General features: G+C 68.4%; 25 protein-coding genes. 6 read left to right on the forward strand and 19 right to left on the reverse strand.

The window, feature by feature from the left end:
* Positions 1-94 precede the first annotated feature (94 nt).
* Positions 95-541, forward strand: a complete 447-nt coding sequence (locus GXY47_12350) for a nucleotidyltransferase family protein (protein NLV31931.1) — start codon at positions 95-97, stop codon at positions 539-541.
* 3 nt (positions 542-544) lie between these two features.
* Here the strand turns inward: GXY47_12350 and GXY47_12355 are convergent, their stop codons facing one another.
* The 5 genes from GXY47_12355 to uvrB form a co-directional block, all read right to left on the reverse strand.
* Positions 545-1,390, reverse strand: a complete 846-nt coding sequence (locus GXY47_12355; GenBank protein ID NLV31932.1) for a hypothetical protein — start codon at positions 1,388-1,390, stop codon at positions 545-547.
* 65 nt (positions 1,391-1,455) lie between these two features.
* Positions 1,456-2,382: a DUF169 domain-containing protein gene (locus GXY47_12360; protein ID NLV31933.1), complete on the reverse strand. Its 927-nt coding sequence runs from the start codon at positions 2,380-2,382 to the stop codon at positions 1,456-1,458.
* Between the two features lie 45 nt (positions 2,383-2,427).
* A complete protein-coding gene (locus GXY47_12365) occupies positions 2,428-4,149 on the reverse strand; it encodes a phosphomannomutase (protein NLV31934.1) in 1,722 nt (573 codons plus the stop codon).
* Positions 4,150-4,177: 28 nt separating this feature from the next.
* Positions 4,178-5,467, reverse strand: a complete 1,290-nt coding sequence (aroA, locus tag GXY47_12370; protein ID NLV31935.1) for a 3-phosphoshikimate 1-carboxyvinyltransferase — start codon at positions 5,465-5,467, stop codon at positions 4,178-4,180.
* Positions 5,464-7,545, reverse strand: coding sequence for an excinuclease ABC subunit UvrB (gene uvrB, locus GXY47_12375; protein NLV31936.1), 2,082 nt, complete (start codon positions 7,543-7,545; stop codon positions 5,464-5,466). Before uvrB ends, aroA begins: the two co-directional genes overlap by 4 nt.
* 123 nt (positions 7,546-7,668) lie before the next feature.
* On the opposite strand from uvrB, the gene lepA reads away from it, so the two are divergent.
* Together lepA and GXY47_12385 are read left to right on the forward strand one after the other, a co-directional pair.
* Positions 7,669-9,468 (forward strand): elongation factor 4, encoded by a 1,800-nt coding sequence (gene lepA, locus GXY47_12380; GenBank protein ID NLV31937.1) that lies wholly within the window; start codon positions 7,669-7,671, stop codon positions 9,466-9,468.
* A 157-nt stretch (positions 9,469-9,625) separates the two neighbouring features.
* Positions 9,626-10,015, forward strand: a complete 390-nt coding sequence (locus GXY47_12385; protein NLV31938.1) for a DUF4845 domain-containing protein — start codon at positions 9,626-9,628, stop codon at positions 10,013-10,015.
* Here GXY47_12385 and GXY47_12390 read toward each other — a convergent pair.
* From GXY47_12390 to GXY47_12400, 3 genes are read right to left on the reverse strand one after another with little or no spacing between them, the layout of a single operon-like run.
* Positions 9,999-10,583 carry a DNA-3-methyladenine glycosylase I gene (locus tag GXY47_12390; GenBank protein NLV31939.1) on the reverse strand — a complete coding sequence of 195 codons (585 nt, stop codon included), beginning with the start codon at positions 10,581-10,583 and terminating at the stop codon, positions 9,999-10,001. The two genes, GXY47_12385 and GXY47_12390, sit on opposite strands and share 17 nt — an antisense overlap.
* A 17-nt stretch (positions 10,584-10,600) precedes the next feature.
* On the reverse strand, positions 10,601-10,954 hold the full coding sequence (locus GXY47_12395) for a type II toxin-antitoxin system PemK/MazF family toxin (GenBank protein ID NLV31940.1): 354 nt from the start codon (positions 10,952-10,954) through the stop codon (positions 10,601-10,603).
* A complete protein-coding gene (locus tag GXY47_12400; GenBank protein NLV31941.1) occupies positions 10,944-11,171 on the reverse strand; it encodes an AbrB/MazE/SpoVT family DNA-binding domain-containing protein in 228 nt (75 codons plus the stop codon). Before GXY47_12400 ends, GXY47_12395 begins: the two co-directional genes overlap by 11 nt.
* Positions 11,172-11,329: 158 nt before the next feature.
* Here GXY47_12400 and GXY47_12405 point away from each other — a divergent pair, with 158 nt between their 5' ends.
* Together GXY47_12405 and GXY47_12410 are read left to right on the forward strand one after the other, a co-directional pair.
* Complete coding sequence (locus tag GXY47_12405) at positions 11,330-11,833, forward strand: hypothetical protein (protein NLV31942.1); 504 nt, start codon at positions 11,330-11,332, stop codon at positions 11,831-11,833.
* Positions 11,830-12,549: a single-stranded DNA-binding protein gene (locus GXY47_12410; protein ID NLV31943.1), complete on the forward strand. Its 720-nt coding sequence runs from the start codon at positions 11,830-11,832 to the stop codon at positions 12,547-12,549. The genes GXY47_12405 and GXY47_12410 overlap by 4 nt, the downstream gene beginning before the upstream one ends.
* Before the next feature lie 23 nt (positions 12,550-12,572).
* On the opposite strand, the gene GXY47_12415 is transcribed toward GXY47_12410, so the two are convergent.
* From GXY47_12415 to GXY47_12435, 5 genes are read right to left on the reverse strand one after another with little or no spacing between them, the layout of a single operon-like run.
* Complete coding sequence (locus tag GXY47_12415; GenBank protein NLV31944.1) at positions 12,573-13,154, reverse strand: GNAT family N-acetyltransferase; 582 nt, start codon at positions 13,152-13,154, stop codon at positions 12,573-12,575.
* Between the two features lie 9 nt (positions 13,155-13,163).
* Positions 13,164-13,715, reverse strand: coding sequence for a hypothetical protein (locus GXY47_12420; protein ID NLV31945.1), 552 nt, complete (start codon positions 13,713-13,715; stop codon positions 13,164-13,166).
* A 36-nt stretch (positions 13,716-13,751) separates the two neighbouring features.
* The gene (locus GXY47_12425) at positions 13,752-14,015 is read right to left on the reverse strand and encodes a type II toxin-antitoxin system RelE/ParE family toxin (GenBank protein NLV31946.1); all 264 of its coding nucleotides are present in this window, start codon (positions 14,013-14,015) and stop codon (positions 13,752-13,754) included.
* Positions 14,002-14,235, reverse strand: coding sequence for a CopG family transcriptional regulator (locus GXY47_12430; protein NLV31947.1), 234 nt, complete (start codon positions 14,233-14,235; stop codon positions 14,002-14,004). The genes GXY47_12425 and GXY47_12430 overlap by 14 nt, the downstream gene beginning before the upstream one ends.
* 46 nt (positions 14,236-14,281) lie before the next feature.
* The gene (locus tag GXY47_12435; GenBank protein NLV31948.1) at positions 14,282-14,785 is read right to left on the reverse strand and encodes a hypothetical protein; all 504 of its coding nucleotides are present in this window, start codon (positions 14,783-14,785) and stop codon (positions 14,282-14,284) included.
* A gap of 162 nt (positions 14,786-14,947) precedes the next feature.
* Here GXY47_12435 and GXY47_12440 point away from each other — a divergent pair, with 162 nt between their 5' ends.
* On the forward strand, positions 14,948-15,421 hold the full coding sequence (locus GXY47_12440; GenBank protein NLV31949.1) for a hypothetical protein: 474 nt from the start codon (positions 14,948-14,950) through the stop codon (positions 15,419-15,421).
* Between the two features lie 6 nt (positions 15,422-15,427).
* On the opposite strand, the gene GXY47_12445 is transcribed toward GXY47_12440, so the two are convergent.
* The 6 genes from GXY47_12445 to GXY47_12470 all read right to left on the reverse strand — a co-directional run bounded on the left by GXY47_12445 (position 15,428) and on the right by GXY47_12470 (position 19,822).
* Positions 15,428-16,276, reverse strand: a complete 849-nt coding sequence (locus GXY47_12445) for a glycosyltransferase family 2 protein (protein NLV31950.1) — start codon at positions 16,274-16,276, stop codon at positions 15,428-15,430.
* Between the two features lie 9 nt (positions 16,277-16,285).
* A complete protein-coding gene (locus tag GXY47_12450; GenBank protein NLV31951.1) occupies positions 16,286-17,494 on the reverse strand; it encodes an FAD-binding oxidoreductase in 1,209 nt (402 codons plus the stop codon).
* On the reverse strand, positions 17,491-17,988 hold the full coding sequence (locus GXY47_12455; GenBank protein NLV31952.1) for a WxcM-like domain-containing protein: 498 nt from the start codon (positions 17,986-17,988) through the stop codon (positions 17,491-17,493). The genes GXY47_12450 and GXY47_12455 overlap by 4 nt, the downstream gene beginning before the upstream one ends.
* A gap of 9 nt (positions 17,989-17,997) precedes the next feature.
* The gene (locus GXY47_12460; GenBank protein NLV31953.1) at positions 17,998-18,840 is read right to left on the reverse strand and encodes an SDR family NAD(P)-dependent oxidoreductase; all 843 of its coding nucleotides are present in this window, start codon (positions 18,838-18,840) and stop codon (positions 17,998-18,000) included.
* A gap of 83 nt (positions 18,841-18,923) precedes the next feature.
* Complete coding sequence (gene sugE, locus GXY47_12465) at positions 18,924-19,244, reverse strand: quaternary ammonium compound efflux SMR transporter SugE (GenBank protein NLV31954.1); 321 nt, start codon at positions 19,242-19,244, stop codon at positions 18,924-18,926.
* Between the two features lie 56 nt (positions 19,245-19,300).
* Complete coding sequence (locus tag GXY47_12470; protein NLV31955.1) at positions 19,301-19,822, reverse strand: hypothetical protein; 522 nt, start codon at positions 19,820-19,822, stop codon at positions 19,301-19,303.
* Positions 19,823-19,934 lie beyond the last annotated feature (112 nt).

Consider the following 19,934-nt stretch of genomic DNA (forward strand, 5'->3'; position numbering starts at 1 on the left):
CGGGACTGCTCGATCAGGGAAGACTTGGCCTATTGGCTGCGCCGGAGCCCCGAGGAGCGGGTCGCCGCCGTCGAACTGCTGCGAAGGCAAAACCATGGAAATTCAGCCCGACTTCAGAGATCTGCTCGCGTTGTTCGACAGGAACGGAGTTGAGTGCCTCATCGTCGGAGCCTACGCCCTGGCCCGGCATGGCGCTCCGCGCTACACGGGAGATCTCGATATCCTGGTTCACGCGGATACCGCCAACGCAGCGCGAATTCTGAAATCGCTCAAGGAATTCGGATTCGGTTCTCTCGGGTTGAAGGCGGAGGACTTTCAGCAGCCGGGCCAGGTCGTGCAGCTTGGATTTCCCCCGGTCAGGATCGACCTGCTGACATCGATCACGGGCGTCTCCTGGGAAGAAGCCCTGGCCGGGAGCGTGGAAGACTTCCTCGGCGACCTTCCCGTACGCTACCTGGGGATCCGCGAACTCATACGGAACAAAAAGGCCCTGGCCCGGAAGAAGGACCTCGCCGACCTCGAGGCCATCGGGGCGGAGTAGGCCTCACTCCGCCCGGCCCGAGAAGGTGATCTGGAAGGGGAGGGTCTCCTCCACCACCCGGTACCCGCGCGGGATCTCGAACAGGGAGCCGTCCGGCTCCTCGCGGCTGATGTTGACGAGCGCCTCGAGGTCTTCCCCCTGGCGCGGGTCGGTCACCTTCGAGAGCACCGTGACGTTGAGCTCCTCCGAAACCCAGTTTTCCCTGGACACCGTCATCGGCTGGTCGTTCCCCATGGCGCCGGCGGGATAGGTCGTCGTGGTGCGGGTTCCCCTGGCTTCCACCCCCTCGATCGTCATCGGCCCGAGCCGCTCCGTGGCGCTCGCGGCGGCGGCGTTCGACTTCCCCCCCATGGCGACCGTTACGGGCATGGGGAAGGTCAACCCCTCGGGGGGGGTCAGCACCCGGACCGGCAGCTCGATCCGGACGCGGTGCGCCACCCGGTTGACCGTGTCGAGGTAGACGCAGGCGCCCTCGACCGGGTCGAAGATCTCCGGGACCACCGGGATGTTCGCGCGGTTCATGACCGAGGACCTGGCCAGGGGGCGCTCGGTGCGGGTGCGCCCCGCCGAGTCGCGGTAGTGGAAGGTGGAGGGGCGGGGATCGACCACCCTGGAGCCGTCGGGCAGGGTCTTCACCCGCTGCGCGATCTCCTCACCCGCATAGGGGCGCCCGGGGAGCATGCCCGGCTTCCCCATGGGGAGCGGGTTATAGGTGAGGGTGGCCGTATATTTCCCGTCGAGGCCGTTCATGACCCCGCCGGAAACCATGCTGCACTTCTGCATCTGCCCGTGGGCCGCGGGGAGCGCCGAGGCGAGACACAGGAAAACGATCCAGTTGCCGTGTTTCATGGAAACCTCCCGGGATAGGACATTATAGATCCCGGGAGGGAATGAATAAAAGAACCTTGTTCCCGCTATTTCTTCGGCGCGTCCAGGCCCCACTTCCTGAAATAATCGAGGTAGAAGGGGGGCTGGGCGAAATCGCCCTTCATCTCCCGGCCGAAGCTGCGGTAGCCCATCCCCGCCTTCTCGTAGTGGTAGACGCCGTACATCATCTCTTCCATGCGCGAGGCCGGGACGGTGAACATCATCTCGTCGTCCCCGACCCCGCCGCGCTCGAACTCGCCGGGGTCCGGCACCGTCACCTGGCACTCCCCGGTCAGGAGCGGGGGCACCACGGAGTGGACGCAGGACCAGAGGGGGTCGATGGTGGAGGTGACGCGGGTGCCGCTTTTGAGGAGCAGGGCGAAGAGCATGTGCCGGAGCTGCGACGCGTTGCAGTAGAAGACGGTCAGGTCGGGCTCGAAATTGGCCTTGTGGAGCGGCGCCAGCACCATGCCCGCGTACTTCCCGTGGGGGAGGAGCGAGATTTCCTGCGTCCTCTTTCTGGCCGCCGCCCTGTCCTGGACGAAGAAGGCGCTCCCGGAACCCTCCATGAAGTCCGCGGGCGGCTCCACCAGCCCATAGCCGATGATGGGCTCGAAGCACCAGTGGTCCTCGAGGAACATGGCGAGCGCCGTACCGCGCCGTCGCACGATGCCGAAAGCCTGGCAGGCGGAGTAGTGCTCCCCCAGGTCGCGCTTCGGCCTCACCGCCCCCGCGGGGATCCCGCTTTCATCCTTGAGCATCTTGATGGCGATCGGGTAGGTCCTGAGCACCAGCATGTTCAGAAGATCGTTTCCGTACGTGTTCATCTGCTGCATGGGCGTTGCCTCCTTCGCCGCGGCACTGCGGGCCTCGGCCATTCCGGCGGCGCTCGAAGCCAGCACGGCCGTGCCGGCCGCCGCCGTCGCCACAAAATGCCTGCGCGTCCACCCCTTCTCTTCCTGTCCCGAATCCATAAGTCCTCCCCGTTTGCGGCCATTGTAACCCGAAAGCGGACAGAGCTAGCAGGCCATTCGCTCCATCCGGCGCAGGATCCCGTCCGGCTCCGCCACCCCCGCGCGGGCGATCGCGTCCGCCCGGGCCTGGTCGTCGGCGACGGCGTAGATGCGGAGCTCGTCGGCGTTGCCGCTCGGCCGCACGTGGGCCACCTCCCCGCTCGCAAACAGCACGCGCACCCCGTCGATCCAGTTGATCCCCGCGACGGGGGAAAAACCGAGCTCCGGGGTGAACAGCCGCTGGAGTTCCTCCCGGATCCGCCCGAGCTCCGAGGCCGCGGAAGGGGAAGGGGCGACGATGCCCCCCTCTTCCCCGGTCAGGGACAGGGGGTCGAAGGCCGCCTCGCGGACCCTTTCGTCGGTGGGGGAAAAGCGCCGCATCATCGCCGCGCTCGCCGGGCGGGGGAAGTCCCGGATCAGCGCCGCGCGGCTCCTGCGCTGAGGGAGGCGCGCGAAGAGCCCGGCCACGCCGCACCCCCGCTCCCGCGCGGCCGCGAGGACGGCAAGGAGAGGGAGCAGGGCGTCGCGCGTCGGCAGGGGCGAAAGGGTGCGCCCGGCGCGCGTGATCGCGCTCCCGGTGAGAAAGCCGCCGTTGGCCTCCCAGCCGCAGACGGCGCGCCGCCCCTTCCGGCGCGCCCGCTCCATCCCCTCGATGACGTAAGGGGAACCGATCCGGGTCCTGGGCTCGAGCGCCGGGCGGAGGCTCCCCCGGTCGATGGCGTCGTTGCAGCTGACGGGGACCACCACGGCGTCCGCCCCGAGAAACTCCGCCGTCACCATCCCGAGCAGGTCCCCGCCGAAGAAGAGGAGGCGCCCCGCCTCGATCCCGAGCAGCAGAGGGCGGTCGCTGTCACCGTCGGTCGACGCCACCGCGTCGATCGGCCCGTGCTCCGCCGCGGCCCGGTCCGCCATCCCCTGGATCGCGGCCACCAGCTCGTCCTGGACATTCTCGGTGTCGATCGGCACGAAGGTCCCGCTCCGGCCGGCCGCGATCGCCCGGGCGCCCAGCCGCTCCAGGATCTCGACCAGGATATCCCTCCCCACCGCCGAGTGCTGGTAGCACAGCACCCGCATCCCCAGAAGCGGCCTCCCGGCGAAGAATTCCGCGTAGCGCTCGATGTATTCGTCGCGCGCCTCGCCCGATTCGGGCGGGAGCTCGCGGTGCCCGGCCTTGAAGTCCCCGCGGCCGTCGAAGGGGGACGCGTCGAAGGGCTGGCGGTAGAGGGCGGCGCGCACCCGCGCCACCCGTTCGTTGACCGGGGCCTCGTCCTTCTTGAGGAGCTCGCCGCGCGCGGTGTTGAGCTTGTAGCCGTTGCGGTCGAACGGGATGTGGCTCCCGGTGACCATGACGCTCCCGCAGGCTCGGGCCAGGGCGTAATGGGCCAGCGCCGGGGTCGGGATCCGGCCCAGGTTCACCGGCCGCATTCCCGCATCGAGCGCCGCCCGCACGACCGCCTGGACGATCTCCCCGCGCCCCCCCTGCTCCGCGACGCGGCGTGTGCAGCTCGGCCTCAGGTCGCAGGCGATATAGAACGGGGCCCCGCGCCGCGTCCCCCCCTCCCCCGGGGGGAGCGACTGCAGGTACTCGATCTCCGCCAGCGCGTTGATATAGACCTCGAGCTGGCTGAGGTGCCGCACCTCGCCGCGGCGCCCGCTGGTGCCGAAGCGGAGCTCCACCGGTTCGTAGTCGAGGCGGGCCCTCAACGAATCGAAAGGCCAGTCGGCCATCGTCCCTCCTTTCCCCGCCCCCGCGGGATCAGCGGACGCTCCCGAGCGCGTCCCAGAAACCGGGAAAGCTCACGTCGGCGCATTCGGCCCCGTGGATGCGCGTCTCCCCCCGCGCCGCGAGCGCGGCCACGGCGAACGCCATCGCGATGCGGTGGTCGCCGCGCGTGGCGATGTCGGCCCCCCGGAGCCGCGCCCCGCCCGCGATGACGAGCCCGTCCGGTTTTTCGGTCACCCGGGCCCCCATGGCGGCGAGGTTGGCGGCCACGGCCGCGATCCGGTCGCTCTCCTTCACCCGCAGCTCCCGGGCGTCGGAGATCTCCAGACCCCCCGCCGCCTGCGACCCGAGCACGGCCAGCACCGGGATCTCGTCGATCAGGGCCGCCGTCCCGGCGCCCGCGATGGGGGGGAGGGCGCCCTCGAGCAGCGCCGGGCTGTAGCGCACGCGCAGGTCGCCCCGCGCCTCCCCGGCTTCGTCGCGCTCGTTCTCCACCTCGAGCCCCATCCCCGCCCGCTCGAGGTAGCCGAGGAGTTCGCGGCGCCGGCGGTTCAGGCCGACCCCGGGGAGCCGGAGGTCGGAGCCGGGCACGAGGGCGGCGGCGACCAGGAAGAAGGCGGCCCCGGAAAGGTCCCCGGGGACGACGAGCCGCCGCCCCCCGAGCCTGGGCTCCGGGTCCACCTCGATCCGGTTCCCATCGACCCTCACCGCGGCGCCGAATTCGCCCAGGGCGATCTCCGTGTGGTCCCGGGTCGGGACCGGTTCCTCCACCGCCGTGGTCCCCGAGCCGTACAGCCCCGCCAGCAGGACGCACGACTTGACCTGGGCGCTGGCGACCGGCAGGGGGTAGCGGATGGCGCCGAGGGCGCCCCCCCGGATCCGCAGGGGGGGAAGGCCCCGCTCCCGAGCCTCCACGGCGGCCCCCATCCGCCGGAGCGGCTCGAGCACCCTCCCCATCGGCCGGTTGACGAGCGAATCGTCCCCCGTCAGCACCGACTCGAACGGCTGGCCGGCGAGGATGCCCGCCAGGAGGCGCATGGTCGTCCCGCTGTTGCCCGCGTCGAGCGCGGCCGCGGGCGCCGAGAGGCCGCGCAGCCCGCGCCCCCGGATGGTGACGGTGTCCCCCTCCGTCCCGACCTCGACCCCGAGCGCGCGGAGGCACCCGAGCGTGCTGTGGCAGTCGCGGCTCGCGGCGAAACGCCCGATCACCGACGTCCCCTCCGCTATCGCCGCCAGCATGGCGTAGCGGTGGGAAATCGATTTGTCGCCGGGGAGCCGGACGGTCCCGGTAACGGTGGTTGCGGCTTCGAGTGTCTGGATCATGCGGTCGTCTCCGGTTGCACCAGTTCCATGGCCGTCTTCTTGAGCCTGCGCACCTGGTCGCGCAGGACGGCCGCCTGCTCGAACTCCTGCCGGCGGGCGGCCGCGCGCATCTCCCCTTCCAGGCGCCCGATCTCGCGCTCCAGCTCCGCGGCGGATTGGTAGGTGACGGCCTCCTCGGCCAGGGCGGGGGGCTCGTAATAGTCCCCCTCGTAGATGCGGATCATGTCCGCGTCGAGGGGCTTCGTGATCGACTGCGGGGTGATGCCGTGCTCCTCGTTGTATTCCCGCTGGGCCGCGCGCCGGCGGCCGGTCTCCTCGATCGCCGCGCGCATCGAGCCGGTCATGACATCCGCGTAGAGGATGGCGCGGCCGTTGATGTGCCGGGCCGCGCGCCCCACGGTCTGAACCAGCGAGGTGGTCGAGCGCAGAAACCCCTCCTTGTCGGCGTCGAGGATGGCGACGAGCGAGACCTCGGGCAGGTCGAGCCCCTCCCGCAGCAGGTTGATGCCGATGAGGGCGTCGAACTCCCCCGCGCGCAGGGAGCGGAGGATCTGGATGCGGTCGAGCGTCTCCACCTCCGAGTGGAGGTAGCGCACCCGCAGCCCCAGCTCCGTGTAGTATTCGGCCAGGTCCTCGGCCATGCGCTTGGTCAGGGTGGTGACCAGCACCCGCTCGTTGCGCCCGGCCCGGAGCCGGATCTCCTCCATGAGGTCGTCCACCTGGCCGGCGACGGGGCGGATCTCGATCTCGGGGTCGGTCAGCCCGGTGGGCCGGACGATCTGCTCGACGACGACGCCCCCCGATTTTTCCAGTTCGTAGGGCCCCGGGGTCGCCGAGACGTAGATGACCTGGTTCACCCGTTCCTCGAACTCGGCGAAGTTGAGCGGGCGGTTGTCGAGGGCCGAGGGGAGCCGGAAGCCGTACCGGACCAGGTTCTCCTTCCGGGAGCGGTCCCCGTGAAACATCGCCCGGACCTGGGGGATGGAGACATGGCTCTCGTCCACGAACAGCACCCAGTCGCGCGGGATGTAGTCGAGAAGGGTGGGGGGGGCCTCCCCGGGCCCGCGCCCGGTCAGGTGCCGCGAATAGTTCTCGATACCGCGGCAGTAGCCGAGCTCGCGCATCATCTCCAGGTCGTACATCGTCCGCTGGTGCAGCCGCCGCGCCTCCAGCGGCTTGTCCTCCCGCTCGAAGCGGGCGCACTGCTCCTCGAGCTCCGCGCGGATGCCGTCCATGGCCTCCGCGAGCCGCTCCCGGGGCTGGACGTAGTGCGATTTCGGGTAGAGGGGGACGCGGTCGAACGTCCGGAGCCTCCGCCCCGTGACCGGATCGATCAGGGAGAGGGCGTCGATTTCGTCCCCGAACAGCTCGATGCGGACCGCGTAGTCCTCGTAGGAGGGGAAGACCTCCACGACGTCCCCCCGGGCGCGGAAGAACCCCCGCTCCAGCGCGAAGTCCTGGCGCGCGTACTGCATCTCCACCAGCCGGCGCAGGATCCCGTCGCGGGAGACCCGCTGCCCCTTCTCCAAAAAGAGCAGCATCCCGTAGTAGGCCTCCGGGGAACCCAGGCCGTAGATGCAGGAGACGCTCGCGACGATGACGCAGTCGCGGCGCTCGAACAGCGAGCGGGTGGCCGAGTGGCGCAACCGGTCGATCTCGTCGTTGACCAGGGCGTCCTTTTCGATATAGGTGTCGGTCGCCGCGATGTAGGCCTCGGGCTGGTAGTAGTCGTAGTAGGAGACGAAGTACTCGACCGCGTTGCCGGGAAAGAAGCCCTTGAACTCGCGGAAGAGCTGGGCGGCCAGCGTCTTGTTGTGCGCCAGCACCAGGGCCGGGCGCTGGAGCGCCTCGATCACCTTGGCCATGGTGAAGGTCTTCCCCGAACCGGTCACCCCGAGCAGGACCTGGTGGCGGTCCCCCGCCCGGACCCCCCGGACCAGCTGCCCGATGGCGTCGGCCTGGTTGCCGGCGGGCTCGAAGGGGGTGCTGATCTCGAACTGCGACGAATGGATCAGGGATTTCCCGTACGCCACGTCGCCGTAGACGAGGTCCCCGCCCGGATTCGGTGTTTTGGCCATTTGCTCTCTGCCGAAAAGCCTTTATTATAACCGTTTATTCCCCGCTCTTCGAGTCCCGACCCGTTCGAGGTATATTTGGGGGGTGGGAACGAAGGTTCCGGGAAAGAAAGAGGAGTCCATTTGCTGCGCGACAAGAGTCACATCAGGAATTTCTCCATCATCGCACACATCGATCACGGGAAGTCGACCCTGGCCGACCGCCTGCTGGAGCGCACGGGGGCGCTCACCAAGCGGGAGATGTCCGACCAGGTGCTCGACGCCATGGACCTGGAGCGCGAGCGGGGGATCACCATCAAGGCGCATTCCGTGCGCCTGAACTATCGCGCGGCCAACGGGGAGGACTACGTCCTGAACCTGATCGACACCCCGGGGCACGTCGACTTCTCCTACGAGGTCTCCCGCAGCCTTTCGGCCTGCGAGGGGGCGCTCCTGGTGGTGGACGCGGCGCAGGGGGTGGAGGCGCAGACGCTGGCCAACACCTACCTGGCCCTGGACCACCACCTGGAGATCATCCCCGTCATCAACAAGATCGACCTGCCGAGCGCCGAGATCCCGCGGATCAAGGACCAGATCGAGAACATCATCGGCCTGGACGCCGAGGACGCCATCCTGGCGAGCGCCAAGGAGGGGATCGGCACCGAGGAGATCCTGGAGGCGATCGTGCACCGGCTCCCCCCCCCCGCCGGGGACTACGACCGGCCGCTGAAGGCGCTGATCTTCGACTCCTGGTTCGACGCCTACCGGGGCGTCATCGTGCTGGTGCGCGTCATCGACGGCACCCTGCGCAAGGGACAGCAGATCCGGATGGTGGCCACCGGGCAGTCCTTCACGATCGAGCAGGTGGGGGTCATCACCCCCAAGTTCCAGGAAGCGGACGAGTTGACGGTGGGCGAGGTCGGCTTCGTCATCGCCAACATCAAGCGGGTGGCCGACACCAAGATCGGCGACACCATCACCGAGCACTCCCGGCCGACCGACGCCCCCTTCCCGGGGTACCAGGAGATCAAGCCGATGGTGTTCGCCGGGCTCTACCCGACCGACAACGGGCAGTACGAGGACCTGCGCGACGCCCTCTCGAAGCTGCAGCTGAACGACTCCGCCTTCTTTTACGAACCGGACACCTCCGGCGCCCTCGGCTTCGGCTTCCGCTGCGGCTTTCTGGGTCTGCTGCACATGGAGATCGTCCAGGAGCGGCTGGAGCGGGAGTTCAACCTCTCGCTCATCACGACGGCGCCCGGGGTGCGCTACCGGGTCACCACCCGGAAGGGGGAGGTGATGGAGATCCATAACCCCTCCAAGCTCCCGGATCCGCAGGAGATCGACAAGTTCGAGGAGCCCCTGATCACAGCCATGATCCTGACCAGCGACGAGTACCTGGGCCCGATCCTGAAGCTGGCCGAGGAGAAGCGGGGGGTCCAGAAGGGGTTCGAGTACGTGACCCGGAACCGGGTGCTCGTCACCTACGACCTGCCGCTCAACGAGATCGTGCTCGATTTCTACGACCGGCTCAAATCGGCCTCGCGCGGCTACGCCTCGCTCGACTACCGCTTCGCCGGCTACCAGGAGGCGCGCCTGGTCAAGCTCGACATCCTCGTGTCGGGGGAGCCGGTCGACGCCCTTTCGCTCATCATCCACCAGGACAACTCGGTGCTGCGGGGGCGCGCGCTGGCGCTGAAGATGAAGGAGCTGATCCCCCGGCAGATGTTCGAGGTCGTCATCCAGGCCGCCATCGGCAGCAAGATCATCGCGCGGGAGGTCGTCCGCCCGATCCGCAAGAACGTGCTGGCCAAGTGCTACGGCGGGGACATCACCCGCAAGCGCAAGCTCCTCGAGAAGCAGAAGGAGGGGAAGAAACGGATGAAGCGGCTGGGGAAGGTCGAGATCCCCCAGGAGGCGTTTCTGGCCATCCTGAAGGTGGATTAGGGCGAGCCGCGGGCCCGTACGGTGACGGCGCTCACAGTTTCGGAAGATTGGGGGAAAAAGCGTTTCCTTTGCCGGCGGTTTGGAGCTACGTTAGGCGTAATAGCGGCATTTCTGCTTTGGTCGGACATCGGGGGGATCCCCGGGAGAGCATGGGAATATGAAATCGCAAGGGCGTCGCTTACTCGAAAACGCTGAAGGCAAGGGGATGGTCGGCTGCCTCGTGTTCATCGTCCTCATGGGGCTGGCGATCGTGCTGGCCGTGCAGCTGGGGCCGGTCTACTACGCCAACTACAACATGGAGGCGGACATCAAGACCGAGGCCAGCCGCGCGGGCGCCCGCTTCCTCGACGACGACACCATCATCCGCGACGTCTACCAGATGGCGAAGCGGAACGACGTCCCGATCCAGAGGGAAAACATCAAGGTGCACCGCCTCGCCGGCCAGGTCGTCATCGAGGTGACCTACTCCGTCCCCGTGAGCTTCATCCTCTTCGAGCGCGACTTCGACTTCAAGATCGAAGCCTCCAGCTTCATCGGGACCCTGTAGCGCCCCCGGCCTGCACCCCGGCGTGGCGGAAACAGCCGACCAGGTGGTCGTTGACCAGTCCAGCGGCCTGCAGGTGGGCGTAGATCACGGTCGAACCGACGAACTTGAAGCCGCGCCGCTTCAGGTCGGCGCTGAGCGCTTCCGACTCCGCCGACGTCGCCGGGACGCGCCCCTCCGACCGCCAGCGGTTGACGCGGGGCCGGCCCCCGACGAAGCCCCAGATGTACCGATCGAACGAACCGAACTCCCCCTGCACCTCCAGGAAGCGCCGGGCGTTGTGGACGGCGGCGCCGACCTTCAGGCGGTTGCGGATGATCCCGGGGTCCCCGAGCAGGAGCTCGATTTTCCGGGCGTCGAAGCGCGCCACCTTCCGCGGGTCGAAACCGGCGAACGCCCTGCGGTACCCCTCGCGCTTGTAAAGGACCGTGCGCCAGCTCAGCCCCGCCTGGGCCGCCTCGAGGACCAGGAACTCGAAATGCCGGATGTCGTCGTGGCAGGGGACGCCCCACTCGCGGTCGTGATAGTCCACCATCAGGGGGTCGTCCCCCGGCCAGCCGCAGCGCTTCATCGGCTTCTTCCGCGGATTCAGTTTTTCGGGCATTCGTCCGCCTCCCCCAGGAGTTGCCGGACGCTGCCGGAGACTCTTTCGGCATCGTCGTCGGCAAGACGCCCGATTTTCCGGAGAATGAGCCGGTTGTCCAGGGTGAAAAGTTTCATGCGCACCACGCAGGGGACCGCGAGGCCCGCTTCGGTGTAGTCGGTGAGCACGATGTCTCCCGGCCAGGCCGGGGCCCGGCCGGTGGTCACCATCGCCATCACCGTGTGCCCGTGCCGGTTGAAGTCCTCGCGGCTCAGCGCCAGGGCCGGCCGCCGTTTTGCCTGTACCCGGTCCGAGAAAGGGAAGGGCACCACGACGACGTCGCAGCGCTCACAGATCACGGAACGCCTCCTCGTCTTCCGGGCTGTTCCACTCCTGGAGGGTTTCGGCGACCGCGGCATGGTAGGCCGCATCGAACGGCTCGACCTTCCTCAGCCGCACCCGGTCCCCCTCCAGTTCGTAGGCGATCAGATCGCCCGGACCCACACCCAGGGCCGATCGGATGCCCGCCGGAATAGTGACCTGCCCTTTGGTCGATACCCTGCTTACTTTCACGATTCCTTATCCTTTACTCATTTACCGCCGTACTCTTTACCTAAAGGATATCTCCCATTCGGTGCGCGGGCAACCCTTTCCCGGAAGGGTGGGCGGACGTGGATAATGCCGTTGCCCCTCCGCCCGGGATGCGGGAGAATGAAATCATGGAGGAACGGTCCATGAACATCCCGAAAGCGGTTCTGGTCCTGGCCTGTGCGCTGGCGCTCCCGGCCGCGGCCGCGAGGGGGGAGGAGAGTGTCCCGCTCGACGCCTGCCTGGCGGACGGCGGGTTCGACGCGCGGGCGGCGAAAACATTCGGCGCCGACAGCAACGGCATGAAAAGGTACGTGATCGCGCTGCTGAACCGGGGGCCCAACCGCCCGATCGAGCCCGTCCGGGCCCGGGAGCTGCAGGCGGCCCACCTGAAGAACATCCAGCGGCTGGTGGAAGAGGGGAAACTGCTCGTGGCCGGCCCCTTCCTCGGGGAGGGGGACCTGCGCGGGATCTACATCTTCGATGTGGCCACCCTGGCCGAAGCGAAGGCCCTCACCGAGACCGATCCCGCGGTGAAAGCGGGGAGCCTGGTGATGGAGCTCCAGGAGTGGTACGGGTCGGCCGCGCTCGTGGCGGTCCCCGCCCTTCACCGGAGGGTGTCCCCCCCGCCCGCGGAGCCGGCCCGATGAGGGGTCTGGCCGCCCGGCTGATGGAGATCACGGAGGAGCTGTCGGCGCGGGTGGACCGGATGCGTTTCGGGCCGCCGGTGGAGTACGTGTACAACCCCCTCGCCTATGCCCGGGCCCCCCACAGGGATTACGTGGAGAAGCACGCCCGGCCGGGGGTCGCCCTCTGGGTGGGGATGAACCCGGGCCCCTTCGGCATGGCCCAGACCGGGGTCCCCTTCGGCGACGTGGCCATGGTGCGCGATTTCCTGGGCGTTTCGGGGGCGCTGGACGCGCTCCCCCGGCAGCACCCCAAGCGCCCGATCCGCGGCTTCGACTGCCCGCGGAGCGAGGTGAGCGGCACGCGGTTGTGGGGCTACGCGCGGGACCGCTTCGGGGCCCCGCGCCCCTTCTTCGAGAAATTTTTCGTGGTGAACTACTGTCCCCTGGTCTTCATGGCCGAGAGCGGCAAAAACATCACCCCCGACAAGCTGCCGGCCGCGGAGGCCGAGCGGCTGACCGCCGCCTGCGACGAGGCGCTGCGGCGCCTGGCGCTCGCAATGGACGCGCGCTTCCTGGTGGGGGTCGGCGCCTTCGCCCGCCGGGCCTCCGAGCGCGCGCTCGGGGGGAGCGGCATCCCGGTGGGGCAGATCCTCCACCCCTCCCCCGCCAGCCCGCTGGCCAACCGCGGCTGGGCCGAGGCCGCCCACCGCCAGCTCCAAAACCTCCAGTTGGTGTGAATGGGGACAGTCACCGCTGTCCCCTATTCATATTCATGGCGCAGCAGCCCGAAGAGGACCGAATCCTGGAGCTCCCCGCTGACGTGATACCGCTCGCGCTGATACCCTTCGCGCACGAACCCGAGCCGCTCGAGGGCGCGGATCGACCGCGTGTTGCGGGGATCGACGTCGGCCTCGATCCGGTGGAGCCCCATCTCCACGAAGCCGAACCGGACGAGGGCGGGCAGGACCTCGGACATGATCCCCTCCCCCCAGCGGTCGCGCCGCAGCCCGAAGCCGATCTCCGCCCGGCGATGCGCGCGGACCCAGTTCGAGAAGGCGCAGGTCCCGATCACCTCGTCCCGCCCCTTTTCGGTCACCCCCCACTCGAGCAGCTCCCCGGACCGGACCCCCTCGCGGGCCTGGCGGATGAAGGACTCCGCATCCTCGATCTCCGCGAGCGCCGGATGACCCCAGTAGCGCGCCACCTCGGGATCGGAAAAGACCCGGAAGATCGCCGCCGCGTCGGCGGCGCGCAGCGGCCGCAGCACGAAATGCTCCGTCGTGATCAAGGGGATGTCGTCCGGACGAGAAAATCGTTTCATGTCGTGAGTGGGGACAGTCACCACTGTCCCCTAATCCATATTTTCCACCGCCGACCGGTAGCACGCCGGACACAGCCCGTGGGACAACCAGGGCATCGCCTCGGCCTCGAAGATCCTCAGGAGGACCAGTCCCTCCTCGATCTCCGCCCACCGCTCCTCCGCGACCCGGATCTTCTTGCACATGCTGCAGATGGTGATGGAGTCCCCGGAGCGCGGCGTGCCCGCCTCCAGCAGCGGCACCGGTTCGCGCCGCTCGCTGCGCACTGTCCGGCTGCGCAGTTCGATCCCACCCTCCGGCAGCGGATTGAGGGCGAGCTCGAGAAATCTCCTTTCGGAGGGGGAGTCGCACCGGAACGGAAGCGGCGGGCAGCGGCGCCCGTCCCGGAGCCGCCGGAAGAGCTCCTGGTAGAGGTGGCGGGTCTCGTAGTCCTGGATGAAGTCCCACAGCAACCGCCCCACCACCTCTTCCGGGCCGCAGCTCGAGCGCCAGCAGTTATCTTCCGCGAAGCTCCGCCAGTTGGCGTCGACGCCGGCAATGGTATCGGCGCCGTCGATGCTGTAAACCAGGACATCCCCTCTCATGCCGCCCCTTCCGTGGGGACAGTGGTGACTGTCCCCTCATCTGTGACTATGGACATCCTTGCGATGTCCGACCTTTACGACGATGACGGGCACTTCCCCGTCGTGGATTTCGTAAATGACCCGACAGGCGCCCAACCTTATCCGGTACCTGTCCTGCCCCGAGAGCTTTTCGGCTCCTGAGGGCCGCGGCTCCACCGACAGGGATTCGATGGCGGCCAGGATTCTTCGAAGGTCCGGATTCGGGATGGGACGCAGATCCCGGGCAACCGATTTGCGGAGGACGACCCTATATTTTCCCATGCTTCCTGAGATCCTTCAGAAGCTCCTCATAACTGATCAAGGGTTCGTTCACTCGTTCATCGAAAGCTTCCAGGTCCTCCTGGTCCTCCTGGAGAGCCTGCCGGACCGCATCGTTCACCAGCCGGGAAAGAGACTGCTGGGTATGGGCGGCCTTTATCCTCAGGGCATGGTGCAGGTCCGGCTCGAAATAGATCGTGGAACGGGTCGGGTTGTTTTTCATGGGTCCTCTCCTCCCGGAAGGAGCATAGCATCATGGCGTCAAAGCATCAAGACGCCGTAACGCCACGCGCCTGCCTGTCCAGGAGAAACAGGATGTAGTCCGTCGCCGGCGGCGTCCGGCCGAGCTTCCGCAGCTTTTCCGCCAGCTGCCCGCGGTGGAAGGTCGCGTGGTTGACGCACTGAAAGACCGCCTGCCACAACGGCACGCACACGTCCCGCCCCCGCGTGTCCGCGTACCGGATCTCCCCGTCGAGCCGGTCGACCCCGAGGGTGGAGAGAAAAGCCCTTCTTTCGGTCTCGAGCTTCTCCCATGCGGCCCCGATCTCCTCCACGGTGTCGAGCTTCACCCCGGTCGCGGCGGCCGCCCCCTGCCAGCGCCCGAGAAAGAGCCGTTCCACGAAAAGGATGTGCCGGAGGGTCTTCAGATACGTCGCGAAGCTGCCCCCCAGTTCCCGCTCCAGTTCCCCGGCCGGGAGCGCGCGCGCCTCCGCGACGAACTGGCGGTTGGCCCAGTCGTGGTATTCGAAAACCGCCGCGATCCGCTGGATCATTGGAGCCTCCTTTGCCGCGGGGATCCGACTGCCCCGCGCACGACTTTATATCACACCGGCGGACGGGACATCCGCCCGATCCCGGGGGCCTCCGGTTCGCGATGGCGTCCGGCCGGCACTTCACGGTAGACTCGGGCCCGGCGAAAAGAAGGGGGTTCCGTCATGCTGAGCGCGTCACCCAGACGGTGGCTGTCGTGGGATTATTCGGTCAGGGACTCGGAAGGGGCGGATGTCGCCCGGGTCGTGATCGGCTCCTGGAGCGAGAAGGGGACAATCATCCTGGCGGAGGGGGAGTACCGCGTCTACCGCCAGGGACTGACCGGCCCCTTCGTGCTGGAAAGCGTCGACGGATCGACCGCCGCCAGCGCCGTGAAGCCCTCCGCCCTGCAGCGGAAATTCGCGGTCCTCTTCGGCGGCCGGGAATATGCGCTTCAGGCCACAAGCGCGCTCAGCCGTGAATTCGGCCTCTTCGACGGCGACCGGCGCGTGGGCGCCGTCGTTCCCGCCTCGTGGCTGGGGCGCCGCGTGCGAGCCGAGTTCGACGGAGAAATCCCGCCGCTGCTCCAGACCTTCGTCCTGTGGCTGACGCTCCTCTTGTGGAAAAGGTCCTCGGACAGTTCGGTCGCCGCGGGGTGAGCGGGCTCACGCCGGCGGGAACACCTTCCGCAGCGCCCTTTTCACCGGCCCGCCGAGGTGCGGGAAGACCATCAGCGGGGCGATCAGCACCCCCTTGCTCCAGGGGTCGAGCGGGCTGCGCCTGATTTCGGCGACCCCCGCGCGCCACAGCGCCGCCACCTGGGCGGCGTCGTGGGGCCACTGCTTGCTGATGCTCCCCTTCTGGTAGTACTTGTCGCACAGCGTCTCCGGCACCCGCACGAACGGGCCCAAGAGCGCGAGGTGCAGCAGCCAGGTCCAGTCGGCCGAGTACTCCCCCCGGTCGTTCGGCCGGATCCCCCCGACCCGGCGCCAGGCGCTCGCGCGGAACAGGCCGCGGTTGGGCACCCACCAGCCGGCCGGGCGCCGCAGCATCACCAGCCCGCGCCCCACCGCGCTAGACCTGCCCTCTAGGCGCCGGAAACTGTAAAAATCTTCCGTCCCGTCGACCTCGTGCACCTTCATGTCGGAGAACGCCAGCACCGCCGCCGGCCGGTCCCGGAGGGCCCCGGCGAGACGCTCGACGTAGGTAGGGGCGACCACGTCGTCGTGAAAGGCGAAGAACATCAGTTCGCCCCGCGCCCGCGCCATGAGGTCGTTGGAGTTGCCTAGCCAGCCGAGGTTTTCGGTGCGCTCGATCACCCGGGTGCCGGGGTGGCGGGCGGCGAAGTCGCGGACGACGGCGAGGGTGCCGTCGGTCGAGGCGTCGTCCCCGACGAGGATTTCGAGGCGGGGCCACGACTGGCGCGCCAGCGACTCGAGCGTCCGGCCGATGAAGGCGGCCCCGTTCCAGGTGGGGACCAGCGCGGTCACCAGCGGGCACCCGTTATCGGTCACGTCTCCTCCTCACCCGGCGATCTCCCGCGCCAGCCGCTCGGCCAGCCAGGGTCCGGTCGAATATTTGCCCGTGTCCACGGAGTGGTAGGCGCCGCGGCGCCGGACGCCGAACCGGTCGCGCGCGTGCAGCGTGGAATCGCGGTCCCCGATCGAACCGCTCCCGCGCGCGAATACGAAGCCGCCCCCCACCACCAGCTCCTCCGCCTCGTCGAACACCCGCCCGATCCCCGGGATGTGGGCGCCAAGCCCGGCGCGCACTTCGTCGAGGAAGCGCTCGCGCAGCGCGCCCGCGAGCGGGGCCGGCTCCGCCAACTCAAGCCCGTCCCCCTCCGCCACGAGACCGACCGGGTACCAGGAGAGGTAGAAGTCCCTCCCGTTGTAGTTCTTGACGTCCCCGAACGGCCCCACCGCGACGATGGCGCTCGGGAGGTCGACGAGGGTGCGCGTGCGCGCGAACACGCAGAACCGGTAGCGGTGGGTCCAGGGGGGTTCCGGGTCGAGCCCGGCCGCAACGTCCACCGGGAGACGCCCGTTCCAGAGCGCGTTGACCACGACGTCGTAGGGCTCGCTGTCGCCGCCGGCGCTCCTGACGCGCCACGCCCCGTCCACGCCGGCGACGGGAGCGGCGCCCGTGACCGTCACCCGCGGCCGGAAGGCGATGCGCGGCTCGGCATCGACGGCTTCGGCCACCCGGTCCGCCGCCCAGCGGGTATCGACCGAACGCTCCGGGACGCGGAACCCGGCGACGATGTCGTCCCCGGGCGCCAGCGTCGCCAGTTCGGAAGACCCGAGCGGGACGGCGCGCGCATCCGAGACGTCGGTGAGGTAGCGGCGCGCGTCCGGGTGGGCCCGGATCAGGGCCCCGACCGCGTCGAACCGGGCGCGCACGGTCGCGGCTTCCACCACCGAGTCGCGGTGCACGAGGTAGATGTCGTCGACGGCGGTGGCGTGGGGGCGCAGGTCGGCGCCGATGAGCCGGCCGAGGAGCGGGGCGAACGCGAGCCCGCCCGGAAGGACGTGCCGCGCGGTGCCGAGGGTCGGGTCGGCCGCGTAGAGATAGCCGAGGTGGATCTTCCCCTCGTTCCAGCGGCTGGCGGCGGCCATGGGGCGGTCGGCCTTGTCGAAGAGGGTGACCCGGACCCCGGCGCGGGCCAGAAACAGCGCCAGGCTGCTCCCCAGGATGCCGGCGCCGAGCACGGCCACCCGCCGATCCGTCATCGGCGCACCCCCCCATGAAACGACAGGATCCGGAGGAACCCGTCGTAGTCGCGGATGTAGTCGTCGGCGTCATAATAGTGCGACGCGAAGACCAGCAGGAGGGCGTCGGGCGAGTACCGGTGCTGCACGCTCCAGACCATCGGGGGGAGGTGGAGGCCCAAATCGGGACGGTCGAGCGCAAATTCCTGCCGGTCGCGCCCGTCGTCGGCGACCACGGCGCAGCTGCCGCGCGCGCAGACCAGGAACTGCCGGCACTGCCGGTGCGCGTGCCCCCCGCGCGCTTCCCCGCCGGGGACGTCGAAGACCAGGAAGTAGCGCTTCACGGCAAAGGGGACGCTGCGGTCGAACTCCCCCACCGTCACGCTCCCGCGGAGATCGGAAAACCGGGGCAGCCGGTGGAGCGACACCCCGGCCACCCGCGTCGGGACGGCTCCCGCCCGGCCCTCTTCCCACCCGCCTTCCGCGTGCTCCTGGAGCTCCCGGAAATCCTTCATGACCTTGTTCTATGCGTCCTCCAGGGACAACGGGACGGGCTGTCTGCCGTCGATGTCCCCGAACCCGTATTCCCTTGCAAGGGCCGCGGCCACGCAGACCGTGCCGGTGCGCTTCATCACCCCGGGGTCGGACGCGAGGGCGGCGACCGCCCGCCCGATGAAGCGGGGGGATTCGGAATTGCCCAGGTCGAGGAATTCGGCCGCGCGCATGACGCTCTCGGTCCGCACCAGCCCCGGGTAGAGCGAGATCACCGCCACGCCGTGCGGCGCCAGCTCCGCGGCCATGTCCGACGTCATCCTGTCGGTGGCCGCCTTGGCGACGCCGTAGGCCACGTTCCCCATTCTCTTCTGCGCGGCCCAGTAGGAGATGTTGACGATCAGGCCCGCCCCGCGCGCGACCATGCGGCGGGCGGCCAGCGCCCCGGCCACGTAGTGGGCGCGCACTCCCGCCTGGAACATCGCGTCCCACCGCCAGACCGGCTGCTTCCAGAAGGGGAAGGGCCAGGTGTACTCGTTGTTTTCGAACATGCGCTCGTAACCGCCCCAGACGCTGTTGACCAGCAGGTCGAGCCCCCCCCGCTCCCTGTCGATCCGCTCGAACACCGCCTCGACCTGGCCGTCGTCGGTGTGATCGCAGCGGACGGCGACGCCCGTCCCCCCGAGGCGGGAGACCTCGTCGGCGGTTTCCCCTATGGTGCCGGGCAGACCCATCGGCCCGGCCCCCGGGGTCACGGTCCTCCCGGTCACGTACACGGTGGCCCCGGCTTCCCCCAATCCAAGCGCCACGCCCTTCCCGACCCCGCGGCTGGCCCCCGTGACCAGCGCGGTCCGCCCGTTCAGTTCAGCCGTCATTCCCGCTCCCTCCAGCGTCCGTGCACTCTTACCCGGCCGGCGACACCCGCATCGAACCGCCGCGTGCATGGTTATACCCGGGCTCAGGCCGGGGTCGCAAGCTTGAGCCCCACGATCCCGGCGATGATCAGCCCTGCGCTGAGGAGCCGGCCGGCGCTTGCCGGTTCCCCCAGCAGCACTATGCCCAGGGCGACGGTCACGACCGCCCCCACCCCCACCCAGACGGAGTAAGCGGTGCCCACCGGGAGCGCCTTCATGGCCACGCCCAGGAGCCCGAGGCTCACGACCATCGCCAGGACGGTCCAGACCGTGGGCCACAACCGGGTAAACCCATCGGTGTACTTCAGCCCGATCGCCCAGCCCGCCTCGAACAGCCCCGCGACAAAAAGAAGGATCCATTCCATGTTCCCGCCTTCACGAAAGCCAGAGTTCTGCCCAAAAAAGTGATGTTATCACCGCCTTACTTTTGCCCGGCACTGGCGATTTTAAGTGCCCGCACAGGCCTGCCGTCATCGGCCTCCAACATTCCCGGAATGAAATACAGCTCTTCCCTGCACGGCTGGTTCATCTCGGCCGTAACCACCCTGAGCGCGGAACCGATTGCGGCTGATTCCAGTTTCCCCTCGGCATTGGACGGCACGCCGACCACTCCAACAGGATGGGCGTTATCAAAATAGATGCAATGGGTCTTGCCATTCCTGGGATTGGGCGGCAGGAGTATGACGGCCTTCTGGGCAGCGTTGGGCGGAGCGGCTTTCAGTAAAGGGCCCAGATCCCCGTCATTCAAAAGTGCGTCCCAGGCGTCGGGACCCACATAAATGGCATAATATCCCGCCAGGCTTCCATTCATCTCCTGACTCACAATGCCCGTGGAGATTCTGATGAGCGAAAAACCCTCATCGTCTTGAGTCGAGGCCTGCTCGCCGGCCACAAAGGCTCGCGGAAACAGAGCCAGAAATGCAATCAGCATGATCCTCTTCATGTATCTCATTGTTCCTCCGCCTTATACCACCGAAACAGCCCCAGCCGTTGAAAATGCGGACGTCCCACCCGTTTTTGCGCGCAACCGGAACGGCCCGAAGGGGACAGTGGTG

The organism is Acidobacteriota bacterium, from assembly GCA_012729555.1.
In the GTDB taxonomy this organism is placed as follows: Bacteria; Acidobacteriota; UBA6911; order UBA6911; family UBA6911; genus UBA6911.